Genomic DNA, 17,215 nt, shown 5'->3' with positions numbered 1-17,215 from the left:
ATTAACACGTATATTTAATAACTAAAAAGAGGCAGGTAATCTTGCCTCTTTTTAGTGTATATCAATGCCTCTTTGATTTAATATGATCTTATCAATGATACCTTCTGACTAAAGCTGTAGTAACTATACTAGAACGTCTAGTTCATAAACACGTTTCACTCTAACCTTTATTTAAATAATATATAAGCAGCAAACGCCAAGGCTAATATACCAATAAAATAATTAATAAAGATTTTTATTTTAGTCTTTGTAATAGTTGACAAATTTTATCACCTCTAAATATCGATAAATTAAACACCGTTATTTTTCCTTTGCCTATCTTTTATCATTTCAGAAGGTACTCCGAAAATAAACATCAGAATAAATAATATAATTGGCAAATGTGGTATGTTTTCTAGCAAATACCATCTTAAATTCCAATCAAACACCATATTTGCATACGCCACAAAATATTTACTAAATAATAATACTACGCATATTCCAGTTAGTGTATCTAAAACCTTTGTCAAATGTGTCATTTATAGCCATCCTTTATATATGCTATTTTCACAACCATATGTGTCATGTGTTACAAAAACTGTTTACAGCAAATACATATTTACCACGATAAATATAATATACCATAGATCTAACATTACATTAAAAACAAATTTTAAAAATATCATTATTAAATAGAGCATTGTATCAATTACTTACTAGTGTTATCATTACCGTCATTATTTTCTTAATCAAAAATAATAATGCACCTCGCTTAGTTTAGTATTTCTACAAACCTACGAGATGCATAAAACCCAATTAGTATTTTTATAATATATCATTTCAAATTATGAATAAATTAGTACTTGCGTAATTAGTACTCCGCCACCGAAAATCAATACAAAAGCAACTACCGGCCATACAAATCGGAACCAATGTGAATATCGCATGTTTAACATTTGTAGTGTGGCCATAACAAGTCCAGTCGGCGCTAAGAATAACATCGCATATTGACCAAATTGATATGTCGTAACGATGACGAATCTTGGTATACCTACTGTATCAGCTAGTGGTGCAAAGATAGGCATTGATAATACCGCTAATCCAGAAGATGATGGCACGATAAAACCTAAACAGAAGAAAATAAATAGTAATACGATGATAAATAATGGTCCACTCATATGTTGAACTAAAGATGATGAAAAGTGTAAGATTGTATCTGAAATCATACCTTCATTCAACACTAAATTAATACCTCGAGCTAAGCCAATAATTAAAGATACACCTACTAAACTTGATGCGCCATTGACAAATGCATCTACAGTTCCTTTTTCTCCCAATCCAGATTTACCTGTCCCAGCAATAAACATTATTATAATTGTAAATATTAAAAATGCTGAAGCCATAACTGGGAACCACCAACCTTGCGTCATAACTCCCCATACCATAATTGGAAATGGTAGTACAAATAATGTAAGGATTATCTTCTTACGCAAAGTAAAATGGGCACTATCGTCATCTTTTAATACAGACCATTGCTGTTCAAAAGCATCTTTGTCTTCATAAGAATATGACGCTTTAGGATCGTTTTTAATTTTTTTACAGTACCAATATAAATAACTAATAACAAAAATCGCACCGACAATACAAGCACCTATTCTCCAATACAAGCCATCCGTAAAAGTTGTACCAGCGGCATTAGAGGCAATTACAACCGAGAACGGGTTAATAGTTGAAAATGTACTACCGACAGAGCTGGCAAGGAATATGGCACCAACTGAAACGATAGAATCGTATCCTAACGCTATAAATATAGGGACTAAAATCGGATAGAATGCTACAGCTTCTTCTTCAATACCACATAACGTCCCGCCGATAATCATTAGTATTGATACAAACACAATTAGCATAAATTCATGCCCTTTTGTTTTCTTCGTTAAAGCTAACAATCCCGATTCAAAAGAACCACTGGCTTGAACTACGCCAATAAGTCCCCCTAGTACAAGAATGAATACCATGATATCGACCGCTTCTATCGTACCTTCAACCATGCTACTTGTTATTTGTTCTGGTCCAGCTGGATGTTGCTTTAATCTTTCATAAGTATTCGGAATTGATACTGGCTTATTAATTGCACCTGATTTAAATTGTTCAATCTTAATTTTAACCCCCATTTTGTCTAGTTCCTGTTGCGTACCCGGAACCTTTTTCACTTGGTTATGAGGGTTAACTATCTTTAGTTCTTGGGATGAAGGTTCGTAAGAAAGTTTAGAATATGCACCAGCAGGAATAACCCATGTTGCTATAACTGCAACAACCGTTAAAATGAATAAAATCATAAATGCACCTGGCATTTTTAATTTAAATCGTTTTTTCTTTTCACTTTCATTAATTGTATTTTCCACGGTTTCATCTCCTTCGACATTTAACCTAGCATTTCTACCTTAAAGATTTTATAAATATAAATTAAGAAAGTGCACCCCGCATCAAAATAGAGGCATTATTTTCAGGGGGTGCACATAAATAATAAAAATCATGCATTTGACATATAGTAATTGAAAAGCGTTTCAATTCAATTACTTTTTAATCACAGTACCTACTTTACCCTCTAAGGCAGCATCTAATTCATTTAATGATGTTATAAGCACACTTCCTTTTGGATTGTTTTCAATAAATGATATGGCTGCTTCAATTTTTGGTAACATACTTCCTTTTGCAAATTGATTTTCGTCTATATATCGTTTTAATTCATCAACATTTGTTGTTTTCAAAGGCTGTTGGTTTTCAGTGTTAAAATTAATATATACATAATCAATTGCTGTTAAAATAATCAATTGATCGCATTGAATATTAGCACCCAACAATGCACTTGTTTTATCTTTGTCTATAACTGCATCAATACCTTTAAAACCATCATGTTGCTCTCTAATTACTGGTATACCTCCACCGCCAGCAGCAATAACGAGTGTATCATTTTTAATAAGTGTTTTAATACTCTCTAATTCAATAATAGAGATGGGTTGTGGTGAAGGAACAACACGTCTATATCCTCTTCCAGCATCTTCAACAAATATAAATCCTTTTTCTTTTTGAATTTGTTTAGCTTCTTCTTTGTTGTAAAATAACCCAATTGGTTTTGAAGGATTGTTAAATGCCGGATCATTTTCATCAACTTCAACTTGTGTCACTAGTGTTACCACTTGTTTATCTATTCCAATAGAATGCAATTCATTTTGTAAGCTTTCTTGTAATTGATAGCCGATGTAAGCTTGACTCATTGCGCCACATTCAGCAAATGGAAATGCCGGACCTTGGTTATGTTCTGCAGCATAGTTAAGTCCCAAATTAATGCTTCCAACCTGTGGTCCATTACCATGACTAATAACAATCTCATGTCCTTTTGTTATTAATCCTACTAATGATTTCGCAGTATTTTTAACAAGCTCGAGTTGTTCTTGAGGTGATTTTCCTAAAGCATTACCACCTAATGCTACTACTATTTTCGCCATCATATTCACTTCCTTATATCATTTAAAATTCACCCAATGTAGCAACCATCACTGCTTTGATTGTATGCATTCTGTTCTCAGCTTCTTGGAATACAACTGAAGCTTTACTTTCGAATACTTCATCTGTAACTTCCATTTCTCGAATTCCATATTTTTCAAAAATTTGTTGACCAATTTTCGTATCAGCATTATGGAAAGATGGTAAGCAATGCTCAAAAATAACATTTGGATTACCAGTTTTATCCATCATTTCTTTATTTACTTGATATGGTTTCAATAATTCAAGTCGTTCTTTCCATACTTCATCAGGTTCACCCATTGATACCCAAACATCAGTGTAAATTACATCCGAACCTTTTACACCTTGGTCAATATCATCTGTGATTAATATGTTGCCACCATTTTCAGCGGCAATATTTTTACAGCGATTTAATAATTCATCTGTTGGATTTAATTCTTTTGGACAAACTAAATGGAAGTTCATACCCATAATGGCAGCACCTTGCATTAATGCATTTGCAACGTTATTACGACCATCTCCAACATATGTAAAGTTAATATCTGCATAATCTTTTTTTAAGACTTCTTTTGCTGTTAAGAAATCAGCAAGAACTTGAGTAGGATGATCTTCATCAGTTAAACCATTCCACACCGGTACGCCTGAATATTCAGCTAAAGTTTCTACTGTTCTTTGTGAAAAACCACGGTATTCAATGCCATCATACATTCCACCAAGCACACGTGCAGTATCTTTAGTTGTTTCTTTTTTACCCATTTGTGATCCAGTTGGGCCTAAATAAGTTACATTTGCACCTTGATCATGCGCTGCAACTTCAAATGCACATCGTGTTCTTGTAGAATCTTTTTCAAATAACAGTGCAATATTTTTATTTTTTAACATAGGCTTTTCAGTGCCAATATATTTAGCACGTTTTAAATCCTCGGAGAGTGTTAATAAGAATTCTACCTCTTGTCGTGAAAAGTCTAATAAAGTTAAAAAACTTCTGTTTCGTAAATTTTTCATTAATAACAACTCCTTTTATTTTAGTTACACCTAAATTGTAAGCGCATACAGAATAAACACAACCTACTATTAAAATTTGTAATATTTTATCAATAATTAAATGAACATTTTATTAATATTAAATTTAAGTAGTAGGAAATAATTAAAATAAGTACTACATTTAAAGTATAACTATTTTTCAAGTAGTTAGAAAATTCAATTATCAAACAATTTAATGCAATTGATTAGAGAATAATTCTAACGTGTCGTTTTTAATATATACTCCAGCCTACTTTATTAGGTACTGTTTCTGTCCAAAACTTAAAAATGATAAGTTTTGCTTAAATAACACTACTAACTGTTTAAGTTTATTTAACATAGTTTTAGCTTTTATTTAATTCCGAATCGGTGTAATAGCTTATATACTTTGGGTAATTCACGCAAAGGAGATTTTCATATGAAAAAGAACATCATGAATAAATTAGTTTTATCAACAGCATTGTTACTTTTAGGAACCACATCTACACAACTTCCTAAAACACCAATCAGTTTTTCATCTGAAGCAAAAGCCTATAATATCAGTGAAAAAGAGACTAATATCAATGAGTTAATAAAGTATTATACACAGCCTCATTTATCACTATCAAATAAATGGTTATGGCAAAAGCCCAATGGTAGCATTCATGCAACATTGCAAACGTGGGTTTGGTATAGTCATATTCAAGTGTTTGGATCCGAGAGTTGGGGAAACATTAATCAGTTAAGAAATAAATACGTTGATATATTTGGAACTAAAGATGAGGACACAGTTGAAGGTTACTGGACTTATGATGAAACATTTACTGGTGGTGTTACGCCAGCAGCTACTTCATCTGATAAACCTTATAGACTATTTTTAAAATATAGTGATAAACAACAAACTATCATCGGTGGACATGAATTTTACAAAGGAAATAAACCAGTATTAACTCTAAAAGAATTAGACTTCCGTATTCGTCAAACATTAATAAAGAATAAAAAGTTATATAACGGAGAATTTAATAAAGGTCAAATTAAGATAACTGCTGATGGAAATAATTACACGATTGATTTAAGTAAAAAGTTAAAATTAACTGACACAAACCGTTATGTTAAAAATCCTAAAAATGCACAAATTGAAGTCATACTCGAAAAATCTAACTAACCTATTACCTTTTGTAAATGCGGATAATTTCAATTATCTAATTAACCCCTTTTTATAATTAAACATTCCAACAATACTCAAAGGAGAAATTCGAATGAACAATAACATCACGAAAAAAATTATTTTATCAACAACATTGTTACTATTAGGTACAGCATCTACACAATTTCCTAATACACCTATCAATTCTTCATCTGAAGCGAAAGCTTATTATATAAATCAAAACGAAACTAACGTAAATGAGTTAACTAAATATTACTCGCAAAAATATTTAACCTTCTCAAACAGTACGTTATGGCAAAAAGATAACGGTACGATTCATGCAACGTTGTTACAGTTTTCTTGGTATAGTCATATTCAAGTTTATGGACCTGAAAGTTGGGGCAATATCAACCAATTAAGAAATAAAAGCGTTGATATTTTTGGCATAAAAGACCAAGAAACCATTGATTCTTTTGCATTATCTCAAGAAACGTTTACTGGTGGTGTTACTCCTGCAGCAACATCTAACGATAAACACTATAAACTGAATGTAACATATAAAGATAAAGCAGAAACGTTTACTGGCGGATTTCCAGTTTATGAAGGCAATAAGCCTGTTTTAACTTTAAAAGAATTAGATTTTCGTATTCGTCAAACATTAATTAAAAGTAAAAAATTATATAATAATTCTTATAATAAAGGACAAATTAAAATAACAGGTGCAGACAATAACTACACAATAGATTTAAGTAAAAGGTTGCCATCAACTGATGCAAATAGATATGTTAAAAAACCTCAAAATGCAAAAATTGAAGTTATCCTCGAAAAATCAAACTAACAATAATAATGGAGTTAATAAAAATAATCGCAAATACTATATTGACTTCGCTCACATTTAAATTTCTTATTCCTCGTATCATGATTCCTCTGAAAGGAGATGTTCTAATGAGTAAGAACATCACGAAAAATATAATTTTAACGACAACATTATTACTATTAGGTACTGTATTACCTCAAAATCAAAAACCAGTATTTAGTTTTTACTCTGAAGCTAAAGCTTATAGTATTGGTCAAGATGAAACTAACATCAATGAATTAATTAAATATTACACACAGCCTCATTTTTCATTTTCAAATAAATGGCTATATCAATATGATAATGGAAACATTTATGTTGAACTTAAGAGATATTCATGGTCAGCACATATATCTTTATGGGGCGCTGAAAGTTGGGGAAATATTAATCAGTTAAAAGATCGTTACGTAGATGTGTTTGGACTAAAAGACAAAGATACTGATCAGTTATGGTGGTCTTATAGAGAGACATTTACAGGTGGCGTTACACCAGCCGCAAAACCTTCTGATAAAACTTATAATCTTTTTGTGCAATACAAAGATAAACTACAAACGATTATTGGTGCGCATAAAATATACCAAGGCAATAAACCAGTATTAACATTGAAAGAAATCGATTTCCGTGCACGAGAAGCGTTAATAAAAAATAAAATATTATATAACGAAAATCGTAATAAAGGTAAGCTTAAGATCACCGGTGGCGGTAATAACTACACTATTGATTTAAGCAAAAGATTACATTCAGATCTAGCAAATGTTTATGTTAAAAATCCTAATAAAATAACTGTTGACGTCCTCTTTGATTAGTATATGAAGGTGACTTATACTTCATGCACTTTAATTCCAAATCAGATTATTTAAATGATAATTTTTAAAGTGTATGATGTATATAATAGGTAAAATTTTCTATAAATTTAAATGGAATTGGGAGTAGGAATGTGATAGAAATGGTATTTTATAAAATTTATTTCGTTGTCACTCCCCAACTTGCACATTATTGTAAGCTGACTTTCCGCCAGCTTCTATGTTGGGGCCCCGCCAACTTGCATTGTCTGTAGAATTTCTTTTTGAATTTCTCTGTGTTGGGGCCCATCCCCAACTTGCACATTATTGTAAGCTGACTTTTCGTCAGCTTATGTGTTGGGGCCCCATCCCAACTTGCATTGTCTGTAGAATTTCTTTTTGAATTTCTCTATGTTGGGGCCCCGCCTATAATTGAAAAATGCTTGTTACATGGGCATTTTCATTCGGTCAACTACTACCAATATAATATTGTAGAGCCTAAGACATTGATTTATTATGTCTTAGGCTCTATTCCTTCATTTAATGATTCAATTATTATAGCAATACTTTATTGTCCCATGATTAATGTTCTTTTAATGAGACATAGTAACTATAAAGTTTAATAATCGTTCTAAATCTAGCATCTTCTAGTTTGGTTTTCCCATTTCTTAAATCTTGTACTGTTTGATATGGAACTCCTGAATTTTTCGAAATTTTATAGCCTGATTCAGACTCAAACAAAGATTGAAGAGAGTTTATAATATTATTCAACTCTGTCATTTTTAATCCCCTTTCTTGAATTAACAATATACAATGTTGTTATTAAAACAGTCAGTGTATGGATGATTTCATTTCCTAAAAATATATTCAGCCATATAATAATAAGAAATACGATATAAAATAGTTTCATTTTAATCCCCTATCATATTTTTATTAATCAAATTTCAATAAGATTCATAATTAAAAGCTAACCTATACTCAAAATTTTCTTATAATGCCTCTAACTAAAAACCTACATTTTATTTTACATATAATATTTTACACTATATTAAAAATACATACGATACTTTTTCGTTATCTATTAGATATTTCTATGTAATGGCAAAATTTATTCCCGACGAAATTCCAAACATAATTAATACCCTTTTTCTCTATTTCTATTTATTAATTTACAGTAGTTAATATATAGTTAATTTTTATTTAATAGTTAATTAATTGATTTAATTCTAAGATATTTGTATTTTTATATTGTAATCGATTACATTTTTAAATCAAACAAATAATTAGTTTTAAAGAAATTAATTAATAAAATTAGCTATGTCTTTTCCTTGTTTCATAAAGAATTTATTCAACTTTGACTAACCCTCGAAATTGAAATGCTTCCTTTCAAATTTTAAATAAAAGTTAAAAACATATTCTTAAAATAATCACTCATCATCACTCAGTAATTTATCAGTTGCTATATTAAATATACTAATATAAACGATTATAAATATTTGATATGTCTCAACTGCAATATTCTAAATTGACATATTGATTATTGTTTCCTCAAATCGTTTAAAAAAATAGAAGGATGATGAAAATGAAAACACGTATAGTCAGCTCAGTAACAACAACACTATTGCTAGGTTCCATATTAATGAATCCTGTCGCTAATGCCGCAGATTCTGATATTAATATTAAAACCGGTACTACAGATATTGGAAGCAATACTACAGTAAAAACAGGTGATTTAGTCACTTATGATAAAGAAAATGGCATGCACAAAAAAGTATTTTATAGTTTTATCGATGATAAAAATCACAATAAAAAACTGCTAGTTATTAGAACGAAAGGTACCATTGCTGGTCAATATAGAGTTTATAGCGAAGAAGGTGCTAACAAAAGTGGTTTAGCCTGGCCTTCAGCCTTTAAGGTACAGTTGCAACTACCTGATAATGAAGTAGCTCAAATATCTGATTACTATCCAAGAAATTCGATTGATACAAAAGAGTATATGAGTACTTTAACTTATGGATTCAACGGTAATGTTACTGGTGATGATACAGGAAAAATTGGCGGCCTTATTGGTGCAAATGTTTCGATTGGTCATACACTGAAATATGTTCAACCTGATTTCAAAACAATTTTAGAGAGCCCAACTGATAAAAAAGTAGGCTGGAAAGTGATATTTAACAATATGGTGAATCAAAATTGGGGACCATATGATAGAGATTCTTGGAACCCGGTATATGGCAATCAACTTTTCATGAAAACTAGAAATGGTTCTATGAAAGCAGCAGAGAACTTCCTTGATCCTAACAAAGCAAGTTCTCTATTATCTTCAGGGTTTTCACCAGACTTCGCTACAGTTATTACTATGGATAGAAAAGCATCCAAACAACAAACAAATATAGATGTAATATACGAACGAGTTCGTGATGACTACCAATTGCATTGGACTTCAACAAATTGGAAAGGTACCAATACTAAAGATAAATGGACAGATCGTTCTTCAGAAAGATATAAAATCGATTGGGAAAAAGAAGAAATGACAAATTAATGTAAATTATTTGTTCATGTACAAATAAATATAATTTATAACTTTAGCCGATAACTTCAGAAATGATGTTTTTCGGCTAATTTTTATACTTAATTTAGTTTAATTAACTTATGATATTTTTAATTTAAACTATGTACTTGATTTGCTTTCCTGACTTAAAAATTAGACTAAACATGACACTATATGAGGTGATTTTTAAAATAAGAAATTTGAATTCCATGTTGTCAAACCCTTTATATAAAAGTTTTGAAATTGTTCAAAACTTTTTGAACACATTATGTGTTAATATATTTGCAGAATTATTTTAAAATCGTTTTAAAACTATACTGAAATAAGAAGTTTAAAAGTATAATTAGTACATATAATTGAAAAAGATTTCTAGAAATACAATTAATGTTCATCTAGATATTGTACGAAGTTGTATGAATAAGTTAAACTTAAGTTGAATCAATTTAAATGTTCAAGGAGGCTAACAAATGGTTTTTAATGATTGGGAAATTAACGTTGTATACTCAGGAGAGCATGAGGTTGTAACAAACGAAAAGAGTTTATTTGTCATTGACGAATTTTACGATGTTGCAATCGCAATCTATTATTTAGATGGAAAATTAAAAGTAGCTCATGTCAACTATGGTTCTGATTTTACAATTGACGTAGCTAATAAAGTTTTTGAATTGAATATTCAAAATCCAAATGTTGATGAGCATTAAATATTAAAAAGCATTTAGAATCATAAAGAGCATACTATATATAGCCTTTTACATGTAAAGCAAATGAAAATTAGATAATCTAATTATTTCAACATTAAACAATATATCATTATAAAGAAGTTTTTAAAATAGAAGTATAAGGTGGTGAACAAAAATTAACATTGTGTATAACATTATAGTATATATAGCATGCATGATTAATTTCGGATTAATTATAGTCCCATTATTAACAACAAATGATGCGGATTTTGTATGGACTTCTTCATCATTAATATATATGATTCTTCTTACGTCGATTATCCTAATAGTTTATATTAAAACTAAAGATAGCTTACAGTTAACGATATTTATACTTAATATAGCCTTAATTATTCTATACTGTGCACCATTACTATTCATTTATGTATTCTAGTGCTTCATTAATATTTTAATGCATCAGTTTAAGTAAATTCCATTTGGAAAATAAAAAGCAAATATCATCATCAAATTAACATATTTAACGTTATACTTTCATAAAATTTGAAACAATTGAACATCCTTACTTTAGCTTTATATCTTTATTTCAAGTCATGTTTTCAACTATTTTAATGAATTAAACATATATTATAAGGAGTCAACATCATGAATAAACATATAAATAAAAAAGCGACAAAACTACTTGAAGATTATAAAAAGGTTCAACAAAGAAAATCGGAAGAAACTGATAGAGGTTGTTTGAAAAGTGTCATCATGCTTATCGTCTTATTTTTCTTAATTATTTTTGGTATTGTGGCATGTTCTACAAACGTAAACTTTTTCTTCCAGTAAAAGAGTGAGATAGAAATGATAAAGAACCACTAATGATTTATTATGTAGTGGTTCTTTATCATTAGCTGTAGCTAATGTCTACTTAAAAAATGAATACATGAGTAAAACTCATGCATAAGAAATACTAATTTCTAAAGAAAAAGTATTTTTTTATCGATGTCCTACCCCAACTTGCATTGTCTGTAGAAATTGGGGTTCCAATTTCTCTATGTTGGGGCCCCGCCAACTTGCATTGTTTGTTGGAATTGGTGATCCTATTTCTCTCTGTTGTGGCCCCGCCAACTTGCACATTTTTGTATGCTGACTTTTCGCCAGCTTCTGTGTTGGGCCCCACCCCAACTTGCATTGTCTGTTGAAATTGGTGATCCAATTTCTCTATGTTGGGGCCCCGCCAACTTGCATTGTCTGTTGGAATTGGTGATCCAATTTCTCTCTGTTGTGGCCCCACGAGTATTGAAAAAACTTGTTACAAGCGTATTTTCATTTAGTCAACTACTACCAATATAGCACTAGAACTGGAAATGATAATTTAATATTGTACACTTTTGATTGTTTAAACATGTACATATTTTAAAAAATAGAAGAGCAAAGTAAATAATTGATATAGTTATTTTGAGAGTAATCCTAGGAACTATTGTATTTATATTTGTCTCCCCTACTTTTAAATGTCATTCATTATACATAAGCATTTTGATATAGAATTTATCACATATGCAAATTGAAAACAGGTTAAGACCATTTTTTGTCTCAACCTGTTTTATTTATTATCTATTTATAATTTCATCAATTTCTTTGTATATTTTTTCTAATGCAACTTTAGCATCAGCCATTGATACGAAATCATTTTTCTTAAGTGCCGCTTTAGCTCTATATTCATTCATCATAATCGTACGTTTATAATATGGATTTAAGCTTCCTGCAGCTAATGCATATACATTCGATTTGTTAAGTAAAGTTCTTAATTCTTCTGCTATGCGTTTATCATGAAACTGACTTTCAGTTAAATATTTGTCCAGACTACTTGCATCTGCTTTATTCCCTTCTATAGTTGCTATCCCAGTTGATGATAAAAGTAATGCTAATGTTCCTGTTAATATATATTTTTTAAATTTCATTATAAGCTCTCCTTAAAATTGATACTTACTGAGTATATAGTCAATTTCAGGACAATTACATTAACCTGTCATTAAATAGATTACTTTTTTCATTAACAAAAATTAACATAACATTTAATTAATTATTTCCAGATATCAGCAACGATTGAAGTTTTATTTAACTAATCCTTGTTTTAATACATTATCAATTCGCTCTTGTAAGACCATTTTCTTAACTTTGTATTCAAACGAAACTAAGTTGACTGCCTTTTGTGCTTTTCTGTGTGCACTGACAGTATGTGTTTTTTCAAATTCTCTCACAAGATTTTGAGCTTGAATCAATTTTTGTTCTTTTTTAATATTTGCATCAGTTTTCGCTGCTGGTTTATTAAATTGTGGACGCGCACCATATTCGAATGTACCATCGTTAAATTCTAAAATATTATAGTCATGTTTGAATTTAATATATTTAGGTGTTGAGTTAAATTTTGGTCTAGATTGATATTTAAAAGTACCATCATTGTACTCTACGATATTGTGATTAATACTCACTGGTTTCTTTTCTCTTGGACCGTATCCTTCGCTCGCATCTGCTGTTGACGCAATTGTAGTTGTAGTAATACCTATTGCCGCTAATGTTAATAAAGGTTTTGCTATCAATTTATTTTTCATGTTAATTATCCTCCAAATTATTATCTTACATTTATTAAGTTATCCTATTTATACAACTTTTGAAATTAACTAATTATTAATTAACTATAAACACTTTATAATATAGACAAAATATAGCTATCTATCTTGTGACTCATCAGCACTTATACACTAGTCAAAAAATTCATGCCTCTACTTTTTCGAATTTCAAAAATAAAACCACACAACAAAAAAGACACCATTTGAATGTTGGTGTCTGAAGGTATAATCTCATAGATTTTATTTGTAACTTCTCATTCTATAGTTAAATATTGTGACCCAGCTAATGATTAACGTTGGTAGAATTACTAAATTCAAATTAGACACGTCAAAAAAGACAGATTGAAAATTGTCGATATTAATATCATTAATGTCCATTTTTTCATTTACTGCTTGATAGATCGCAAAGTAAACTAAGAACCATTGAATTAAATGTTCTAAAACGACAACCTCTGTCAAATCGACATTCTTTTTTCTAAAAAGTAATCTAACTATAAATAATTGGAATATACTTGAAATCAAGATTAATATAATACCCATTAAGAAAAAACTACCAAAATCAATTGTGATAAATTGAATAATGCCATAAATAATTACGGCAGATATTGCCAGTGAAATATATCCTATAAAGATAAATACCACACCCATAAAGAGTGTTTTTAAGAACAGAAAAGGCTTCTTTCTATTTGTAACCAAATAGCTCAATATACAAAGTAGTAATAGAATTGTTAAAATTTTAATTATCATCGTTTGACCTCAATATATTTATTTATATCTTTATTATTGACCACGAAAAAATAACAATCACTTAAGTGATTGCCAATAATACTCAATGCCTACTCTATAGTAATCTTGGCACGTGATTTTACACTATTTTATCTATTTAAAAATGTAAGTGTTGAATTATGTTTACTTAGAAAATGCATAATACAACTAAATAGTATAATTTTTAACTTATATATTAATCATAACATATCAACCATAATTAGAATATATCTCTTATTTCTTTATAAGTAAAATTATACATATTAATTACTTCTCTACTATGAATCATTTCTTTGTTTTATAAAAAATATATATCAAAACAGCTATATGTATAACAATTTGGAGTGTTTGTCTATCCATCATAGCAAACAAAATACAAAGAAATATATATCGTTTTAACAATAAAAATTATCCAATCATAGTTGAGTAACGTTTACTACTATTATTATACTATCAACAAATCCAATAATACCTCAAATGAAAATAATAACATCAAATTCATATTTATTCTTTTTCGATTGCATTAAACCTTATTAATTTGCACTTAATTTTAATTAATGAAGTGTTAACTGGTAAATGCATGAAACCGTTTGTAAAATAACAGTGTACTCGCATTAGTAAGTACAAATCTATTTTACAGGGAGAACTTATTATGAAAAAAAATATCACAAAAACTATTATCGCATCTACAGTAATCGCTGCAGGTCTTTCAACTCAAACTAATGATGCTAAAGCTTTCTTTAGTTATGAATGGAAAGGTTTAGAAATCGCAAAAAATTTAGCAGATCAAGCTAAAAAGGACGATGAACGTATTGATAAGTTAATGAAAGAGTCTGATAAAAATCTAACTCCTTACAAAGCTGAAACTGTTAATGATCTGTACCTTATTGTTAAAAAATTAAGCCAAGGTGATGTGAAGAAAGCAGTTGTCAGAATTAAAGATGGTGGTCCTAGAGATTACTATACTTTTGACTTAACTCGTCCTTTAGAAGAGAACAGAAAAAATATTAAAGTTGTTAAAAACGGTGAAATTGACTCGATTTATTGGGATTAATTAACATACTGAATTAAATAGTTGTACGCCAAACGTTAGAAAACAATGCTAACGTTTTGGCGTGCTTTTTTTATTTTAAGTAACTTCTAATTTATTTAGCATCTTTACGACTGTTTAATAAAGCACGTATGATTAACACGGTTGCCACTATATCCGTTACAATTTTTATGATTGTTAATACATTCGATTTCCTTTTCACAATAGCCACCTCGCTTGTTCAAAACATAAACAACTATTGCATTCACTTTTAAGTAATTATTTATATTATTTATTCTAATAATCTCACCATTCAAATGAACACAATATTATAAACTAATTATACCTTTGAATATAGCAAAAAGCCACACTCTATAGCATGGCTTCTATCAATTATTTTAAAGTATTATATTTTAAAACTAGATCGATTTGTCTTTGTAATTTTTTCTTTTCATAGCTGTGTTGGAAATGAATTAAATTAACAGCTCTTTGTGCTTTACGGTGTGTTGCAACAGTTCTTGTACGTTTGAACAAGTTTACAGCTTTTTGTGCGTCCATAACTTTTTTATTTACTTGTTTTTTAAAGTTTGTTTGATACTCGTTATATTTTTCAACCTTAGTTTGTGCATGAGATTCACCGGCAAACGTTGATACCGTTAAACTAATAGCAGCTATGCTTAAAATTGATTTCCCAATAAAATTCTTTTTCATAATTAATAACACCTATCCTCAAATATTTATTTTGTATATATTTATAATAATAGACAGATACAAAAAACTACATTAACTATTTATTAACTAAACATTAATATTTGTGTCACTACATTTCTGAATTCCAAGAATTTTGCTACTCCATATTTTAACCATCAAATTATTGATATAATTTATGACTTTAGAAATCCTTTTAAATATGTATACGAATCATGATTTTAACTAAAATTTCAAATTTCCTGACTTCTTGGAATCTTAATTTTATACTTTTTAATAATACACTTTTAACCAAATAATCAACATGATTCAACCATATAGGGTCATCAACAATCACATTCTCTAAAATTACAATTCTTTTCATAACATAAATGTGTTATTCATTCCAATTATCTTATAAAATTGTCAGAAATACTTTTAAACAAACATTCATGACACGACCTCCTAGTTAAATCAGTCTATAAACTAAAAAAAGCCATAGCTACTTCTATTTAAAAAGTAGTATGACTGATTGTTTCGTGATGTCGATTTTTGAAATTGATGGTGCCATGTAAAGTTTGATCATCAATAATAACTTCAGCATATGTTTCTTCCATTGAACTTCTAGATTGAGATATACTTCCAGGGTTAATAACATGAACACCATTAATATACTCATATTTTGCCACATGTGTATGTCCATAAAATGCAAACATACAACCTAATTCAAGTCCTTTTTCAGCTAATAAATCTCTTGTTCGATTGACTTGATATAAATGTCCATGAGTATAAAATGCTTTCACGTCATTATATTTTGCGACCGCTTCATTTTCAAATTCTGGGTAAAAATCACAATTGCCTTTTACTCTATTAAATAAGCTAAGTTCCGTATCATCATACGCGAATTCTGAATCTCCTAAATGTAAATATACATCTGCATCTGGGTGCATTTCATAAATTTGATATAAAACGCCTGATTCTGTATGGTTATCACTCACAATGATCCATTTAGACATTTTTATCACCTTCAAGAAAAGCTTGAAGTAAATTAATCGCATTTCGTCTATGACTAATTTGCCCTTTTTGTTCTTTTGAAAGTTGAGCCATGGTTTTATCTAATTTCGGTACATAAAATATCGGATCATATCCGAAACCATTTTCGCCATATTTTCCATCTGCAATTTCACCTGAAACAGTACCTTTAAATACTTTTGTTTCCATATCAGGGCCACTCATACTTATGACACAAACAAATTGCGCACGACGATCAGTTGTATTACCAAGCTTATTTAATAATTTTTCAATATTTGCTTCATCGCTTTTATTTTCACCAGCATAACGTGCAGAGTATATACCTGGCTCACCATTTAATGCAAAAACTTCTAGTCCACTGTCATCAGCTATGACCGTTTTATTCAATGCTTTTGCAGCAGCTTCTGATTTTAATATAGCATTTTCTTCAAATGTTGATCCTGTTTCTTCCACATCAAAATCTGGTATTAGTTCTGAAATACCTATTACGTGGTAATCTGGAAATATTACTTTAAAGTCATTTATTTTCCCTTGATTATTCGATGCAATAACAATCTCTTTCATTAA

20 protein-coding genes and 1 pseudogene are annotated in these 17,215 nt (G+C 29.6%); 8 read left to right on the top strand and 13 right to left on the bottom strand.

All coding sequences use genetic code 11. The annotated features are described in order from the left end of the window. Positions 1 to 290 precede the first annotated feature (290 nt). The 4 genes from elxI1 to argF all read right to left on the bottom strand — a co-directional run bounded on the left by elxI1 (position 291) and on the right by argF (position 4,509). Entirely contained in the window at positions 291 to 518 is a 228-nt protein-coding gene (gene elxI1, locus IDG64_RS04145) for an epilancin biosynthesis-related protein ElxI1 (protein WP_000149423.1), read from the bottom strand. 306 nt (positions 519 to 824) lie between these two features. Further along, positions 825 to 2,381, bottom strand: a complete 1,557-nt coding sequence (locus tag IDG64_RS04140; protein ID WP_000432077.1) for a YfcC family protein — start codon at positions 2,379 to 2,381, stop codon at positions 825 to 827. A 171-nt stretch (positions 2,382 to 2,552) separates the two neighbouring features. Beyond that, positions 2,553 to 3,485, bottom strand: a complete 933-nt coding sequence (arcC, locus tag IDG64_RS04135) for a carbamate kinase (protein WP_001074339.1) — start codon at positions 3,483 to 3,485, stop codon at positions 2,553 to 2,555. Positions 3,486 to 3,507: 22 nt separating this feature from the next. After that, the gene (argF, locus tag IDG64_RS04130) at positions 3,508 to 4,509 is read right to left on the bottom strand and encodes an ornithine carbamoyltransferase (RefSeq protein ID WP_000793607.1); all 1,002 of its coding nucleotides are present in this window, start codon (positions 4,507 to 4,509) and stop codon (positions 3,508 to 3,510) included. 436 nt (positions 4,510 to 4,945) lie between these two features. On the opposite strand from argF, the gene IDG64_RS04125 reads away from it, so the two are divergent. The 3 genes from IDG64_RS04125 to IDG64_RS04115 all read left to right on the top strand — a co-directional run bounded on the left by IDG64_RS04125 (position 4,946) and on the right by IDG64_RS04115 (position 7,315). Then, positions 4,946 to 5,671 carry a superantigen-like protein SSL14 gene (locus tag IDG64_RS04125; RefSeq protein ID WP_000739526.1) on the top strand — a complete coding sequence of 242 codons (726 nt, stop codon included), beginning with the start codon at positions 4,946 to 4,948 and terminating at the stop codon, positions 5,669 to 5,671. A gap of 94 nt (positions 5,672 to 5,765) precedes the next feature. Beyond that, positions 5,766 to 6,491, top strand: coding sequence for a superantigen-like protein SSL13 (locus IDG64_RS04120; protein WP_001063559.1), 726 nt, complete (start codon positions 5,766 to 5,768; stop codon positions 6,489 to 6,491). 107 nt (positions 6,492 to 6,598) lie between these two features. Continuing rightward, on the top strand, positions 6,599 to 7,315 hold the full coding sequence (locus IDG64_RS04115) for a superantigen-like protein SSL12 (protein WP_000041896.1): 717 nt from the start codon (positions 6,599 to 6,601) through the stop codon (positions 7,313 to 7,315). A 558-nt stretch (positions 7,316 to 7,873) separates the two neighbouring features. Here the strand turns inward: IDG64_RS04115 and IDG64_RS04110 are convergent. Both IDG64_RS04110 and IDG64_RS04105 read right to left on the bottom strand, forming a co-directional pair. Then, a complete protein-coding gene (locus tag IDG64_RS04110; RefSeq protein ID WP_001802045.1) occupies positions 7,874 to 8,098 on the bottom strand; it encodes a hypothetical protein in 225 nt (74 codons plus the stop codon). Continuing rightward, positions 8,055 to 8,201, bottom strand: a complete 147-nt coding sequence (locus IDG64_RS04105) for a hypothetical protein (RefSeq protein WP_000765708.1) — start codon at positions 8,199 to 8,201, stop codon at positions 8,055 to 8,057. Before IDG64_RS04105 ends, IDG64_RS04110 begins: the two co-directional genes overlap by 44 nt. Before the next feature lie 672 nt (positions 8,202 to 8,873). Between IDG64_RS04105 and hyl the strand changes: the two genes are divergently transcribed. The 3 genes from hyl (at position 8,874) to IDG64_RS04090 (ending at position 11,350) form a co-directional block, all read left to right on the top strand. Then, positions 8,874 to 9,833, top strand: coding sequence for an alpha-hemolysin (gene hyl, locus IDG64_RS04100; RefSeq protein ID WP_000857488.1), 960 nt, complete (start codon positions 8,874 to 8,876; stop codon positions 9,831 to 9,833). Between the two features lie 476 nt (positions 9,834 to 10,309). Further along, complete coding sequence (locus IDG64_RS04095) at positions 10,310 to 10,543, top strand: hypothetical protein (RefSeq protein WP_000231632.1); 234 nt, start codon at positions 10,310 to 10,312, stop codon at positions 10,541 to 10,543. Between the two features lie 621 nt (positions 10,544 to 11,164). Then, complete coding sequence (locus IDG64_RS04090; RefSeq protein WP_001032817.1) at positions 11,165 to 11,350, top strand: hypothetical protein; 186 nt, start codon at positions 11,165 to 11,167, stop codon at positions 11,348 to 11,350. A gap of 764 nt (positions 11,351 to 12,114) precedes the next feature. Here the strand turns inward: IDG64_RS04090 and scb are convergent. From scb to IDG64_RS04075, 3 genes are all read right to left on the bottom strand, one after another. Then, entirely contained in the window at positions 12,115 to 12,465 is a 351-nt protein-coding gene (gene scb / locus IDG64_RS04085) for a complement inhibitor SCIN-B (RefSeq protein ID WP_000669537.1), read from the bottom strand. 153 nt (positions 12,466 to 12,618) lie between these two features. Beyond that, positions 12,619 to 13,116 carry a complement convertase inhibitor Efb gene (gene efb, locus IDG64_RS04080; RefSeq protein WP_000791572.1) on the bottom strand — a complete coding sequence of 166 codons (498 nt, stop codon included), beginning with the start codon at positions 13,114 to 13,116 and terminating at the stop codon, positions 12,619 to 12,621. A 258-nt stretch (positions 13,117 to 13,374) separates the two neighbouring features. Further along, positions 13,375 to 13,881: an SA1002 family membrane protein gene (locus tag IDG64_RS04075; RefSeq protein WP_000584398.1), complete on the bottom strand. Its 507-nt coding sequence runs from the start codon at positions 13,879 to 13,881 to the stop codon at positions 13,375 to 13,377. A 670-nt stretch (positions 13,882 to 14,551) separates the two neighbouring features. Here IDG64_RS04075 and IDG64_RS04070 point away from each other — a divergent pair. Beyond that, a complete protein-coding gene (locus IDG64_RS04070) occupies positions 14,552 to 14,953 on the top strand; it encodes an FPRL1 inhibitory protein FLIPr (RefSeq protein ID WP_000739570.1) in 402 nt (133 codons plus the stop codon). Continuing rightward, positions 14,913 to 15,005 (top strand): annotated as a pseudogene (locus IDG64_RS04065) (hypothetical protein). The gene IDG64_RS04070 and the pseudogene IDG64_RS04065 overlap by 41 nt, the downstream one beginning before the upstream one ends. 317 nt (positions 15,006 to 15,322) lie before the next feature. Here the strand turns inward: IDG64_RS04065 and IDG64_RS04060 are convergent. The 4 genes from IDG64_RS04060 to IDG64_RS04045 form a co-directional block, all read right to left on the bottom strand. After that, positions 15,323 to 15,640, bottom strand: a complete 318-nt coding sequence (locus tag IDG64_RS04060; RefSeq protein WP_000739211.1) for a fibrinogen-binding protein — start codon at positions 15,638 to 15,640, stop codon at positions 15,323 to 15,325. A 193-nt stretch (positions 15,641 to 15,833) separates the two neighbouring features. After that, positions 15,834 to 16,001 carry a hypothetical protein gene (locus IDG64_RS04055; protein ID WP_001792648.1) on the bottom strand — a complete coding sequence of 56 codons (168 nt, stop codon included), beginning with the start codon at positions 15,999 to 16,001 and terminating at the stop codon, positions 15,834 to 15,836. A 127-nt stretch (positions 16,002 to 16,128) separates the two neighbouring features. Continuing rightward, positions 16,129 to 16,632 (bottom strand): YfcE family phosphodiesterase, encoded by a 504-nt coding sequence (locus IDG64_RS04050; RefSeq protein ID WP_000049486.1) that lies wholly within the window; start codon positions 16,630 to 16,632, stop codon positions 16,129 to 16,131. Next, positions 16,625 to 17,212 carry an XTP/dITP diphosphatase gene (locus IDG64_RS04045; protein ID WP_000659317.1) on the bottom strand — a complete coding sequence of 196 codons (588 nt, stop codon included), beginning with the start codon at positions 17,210 to 17,212 and terminating at the stop codon, positions 16,625 to 16,627. Before IDG64_RS04045 ends, IDG64_RS04050 begins: the two co-directional genes overlap by 8 nt. Between the last annotated feature and the right edge of the window lie 3 nt (positions 17,213 to 17,215).

Origin of the sequence: Staphylococcus sp. EG-SA-15, from assembly GCF_017151895.1 — a bacterium.
Lineage (GTDB): Bacteria > Bacillota > Bacilli > Staphylococcales > Staphylococcaceae > Staphylococcus > Staphylococcus aureus.
The sequence above is the reverse complement of the archived record's forward strand: the minus strand, read 5'-3'. Positions and strand labels throughout refer to the sequence as shown.

What these genes read in the sequence shown, in the direction of transcription:
- IDG64_RS04120 (WP_001063559.1), top strand. Translation starts at nt 5,766, where the DNA reads ATGAACAATAACATCACGAAAAAAATTATTTTATCAACAACATTGTTA.
- efb (WP_000791572.1), bottom strand. Translation starts at nt 13,116, where the DNA reads ATGAAAAATAAATTGATAGCAAAACCTTTATTAACATTAGCGGCAATA.
- IDG64_RS04095 (WP_000231632.1), top strand. Translation starts at nt 10,310, where the DNA reads ATGGTTTTTAATGATTGGGAAATTAACGTTGTATACTCAGGAGAGCAT.
- IDG64_RS04125 (WP_000739526.1), top strand. Translation starts at nt 4,946, where the DNA reads ATGAAAAAGAACATCATGAATAAATTAGTTTTATCAACAGCATTGTTA.
- arcC (WP_001074339.1), bottom strand. Translation starts at nt 3,485, where the DNA reads ATGGCGAAAATAGTAGTAGCATTAGGTGGTAATGCTTTAGGAAAATCA.
- scb (WP_000669537.1), bottom strand. Translation starts at nt 12,465, where the DNA reads ATGAAATTTAAAAAATATATATTAACAGGAACATTAGCATTACTTTTA.
- argF (WP_000793607.1), bottom strand. Translation starts at nt 4,509, where the DNA reads ATGAAAAATTTACGAAACAGAAGTTTTTTAACTTTATTAGACTTTTCA.
- IDG64_RS04105 (WP_000765708.1), bottom strand. Translation starts at nt 8,201, where the DNA reads ATGAAACTATTTTATATCGTATTTCTTATTATTATATGGCTGAATATA.
- IDG64_RS04045 (WP_000659317.1), bottom strand. Translation starts at nt 17,212, where the DNA reads ATGAAAGAGATTGTTATTGCATCGAATAATCAAGGGAAAATAAATGAC.
- IDG64_RS04075 (WP_000584398.1), bottom strand. Translation starts at nt 13,881, where the DNA reads ATGATAATTAAAATTTTAACAATTCTATTACTACTTTGTATATTGAGC.
- IDG64_RS04050 (WP_000049486.1), bottom strand. Translation starts at nt 16,632, where the DNA reads ATGTCTAAATGGATCATTGTGAGTGATAACCATACAGAATCAGGCGTT.
- IDG64_RS04115 (WP_000041896.1), top strand. Translation starts at nt 6,599, where the DNA reads ATGAGTAAGAACATCACGAAAAATATAATTTTAACGACAACATTATTA.
- IDG64_RS04055 (WP_001792648.1), bottom strand. Translation starts at nt 16,001, where the DNA reads ATGAAAAGAATTGTAATTTTAGAGAATGTGATTGTTGATGACCCTATA.
- hyl (WP_000857488.1), top strand. Translation starts at nt 8,874, where the DNA reads ATGAAAACACGTATAGTCAGCTCAGTAACAACAACACTATTGCTAGGT.
- IDG64_RS04070 (WP_000739570.1), top strand. Translation starts at nt 14,552, where the DNA reads ATGAAAAAAAATATCACAAAAACTATTATCGCATCTACAGTAATCGCT.
- IDG64_RS04090 (WP_001032817.1), top strand. Translation starts at nt 11,165, where the DNA reads ATGAATAAACATATAAATAAAAAAGCGACAAAACTACTTGAAGATTAT.
- elxI1 (WP_000149423.1), bottom strand. Translation starts at nt 518, where the DNA reads ATGACACATTTGACAAAGGTTTTAGATACACTAACTGGAATATGCGTA.
- IDG64_RS04060 (WP_000739211.1), bottom strand. Translation starts at nt 15,640, where the DNA reads ATGAAAAAGAATTTTATTGGGAAATCAATTTTAAGCATAGCTGCTATT.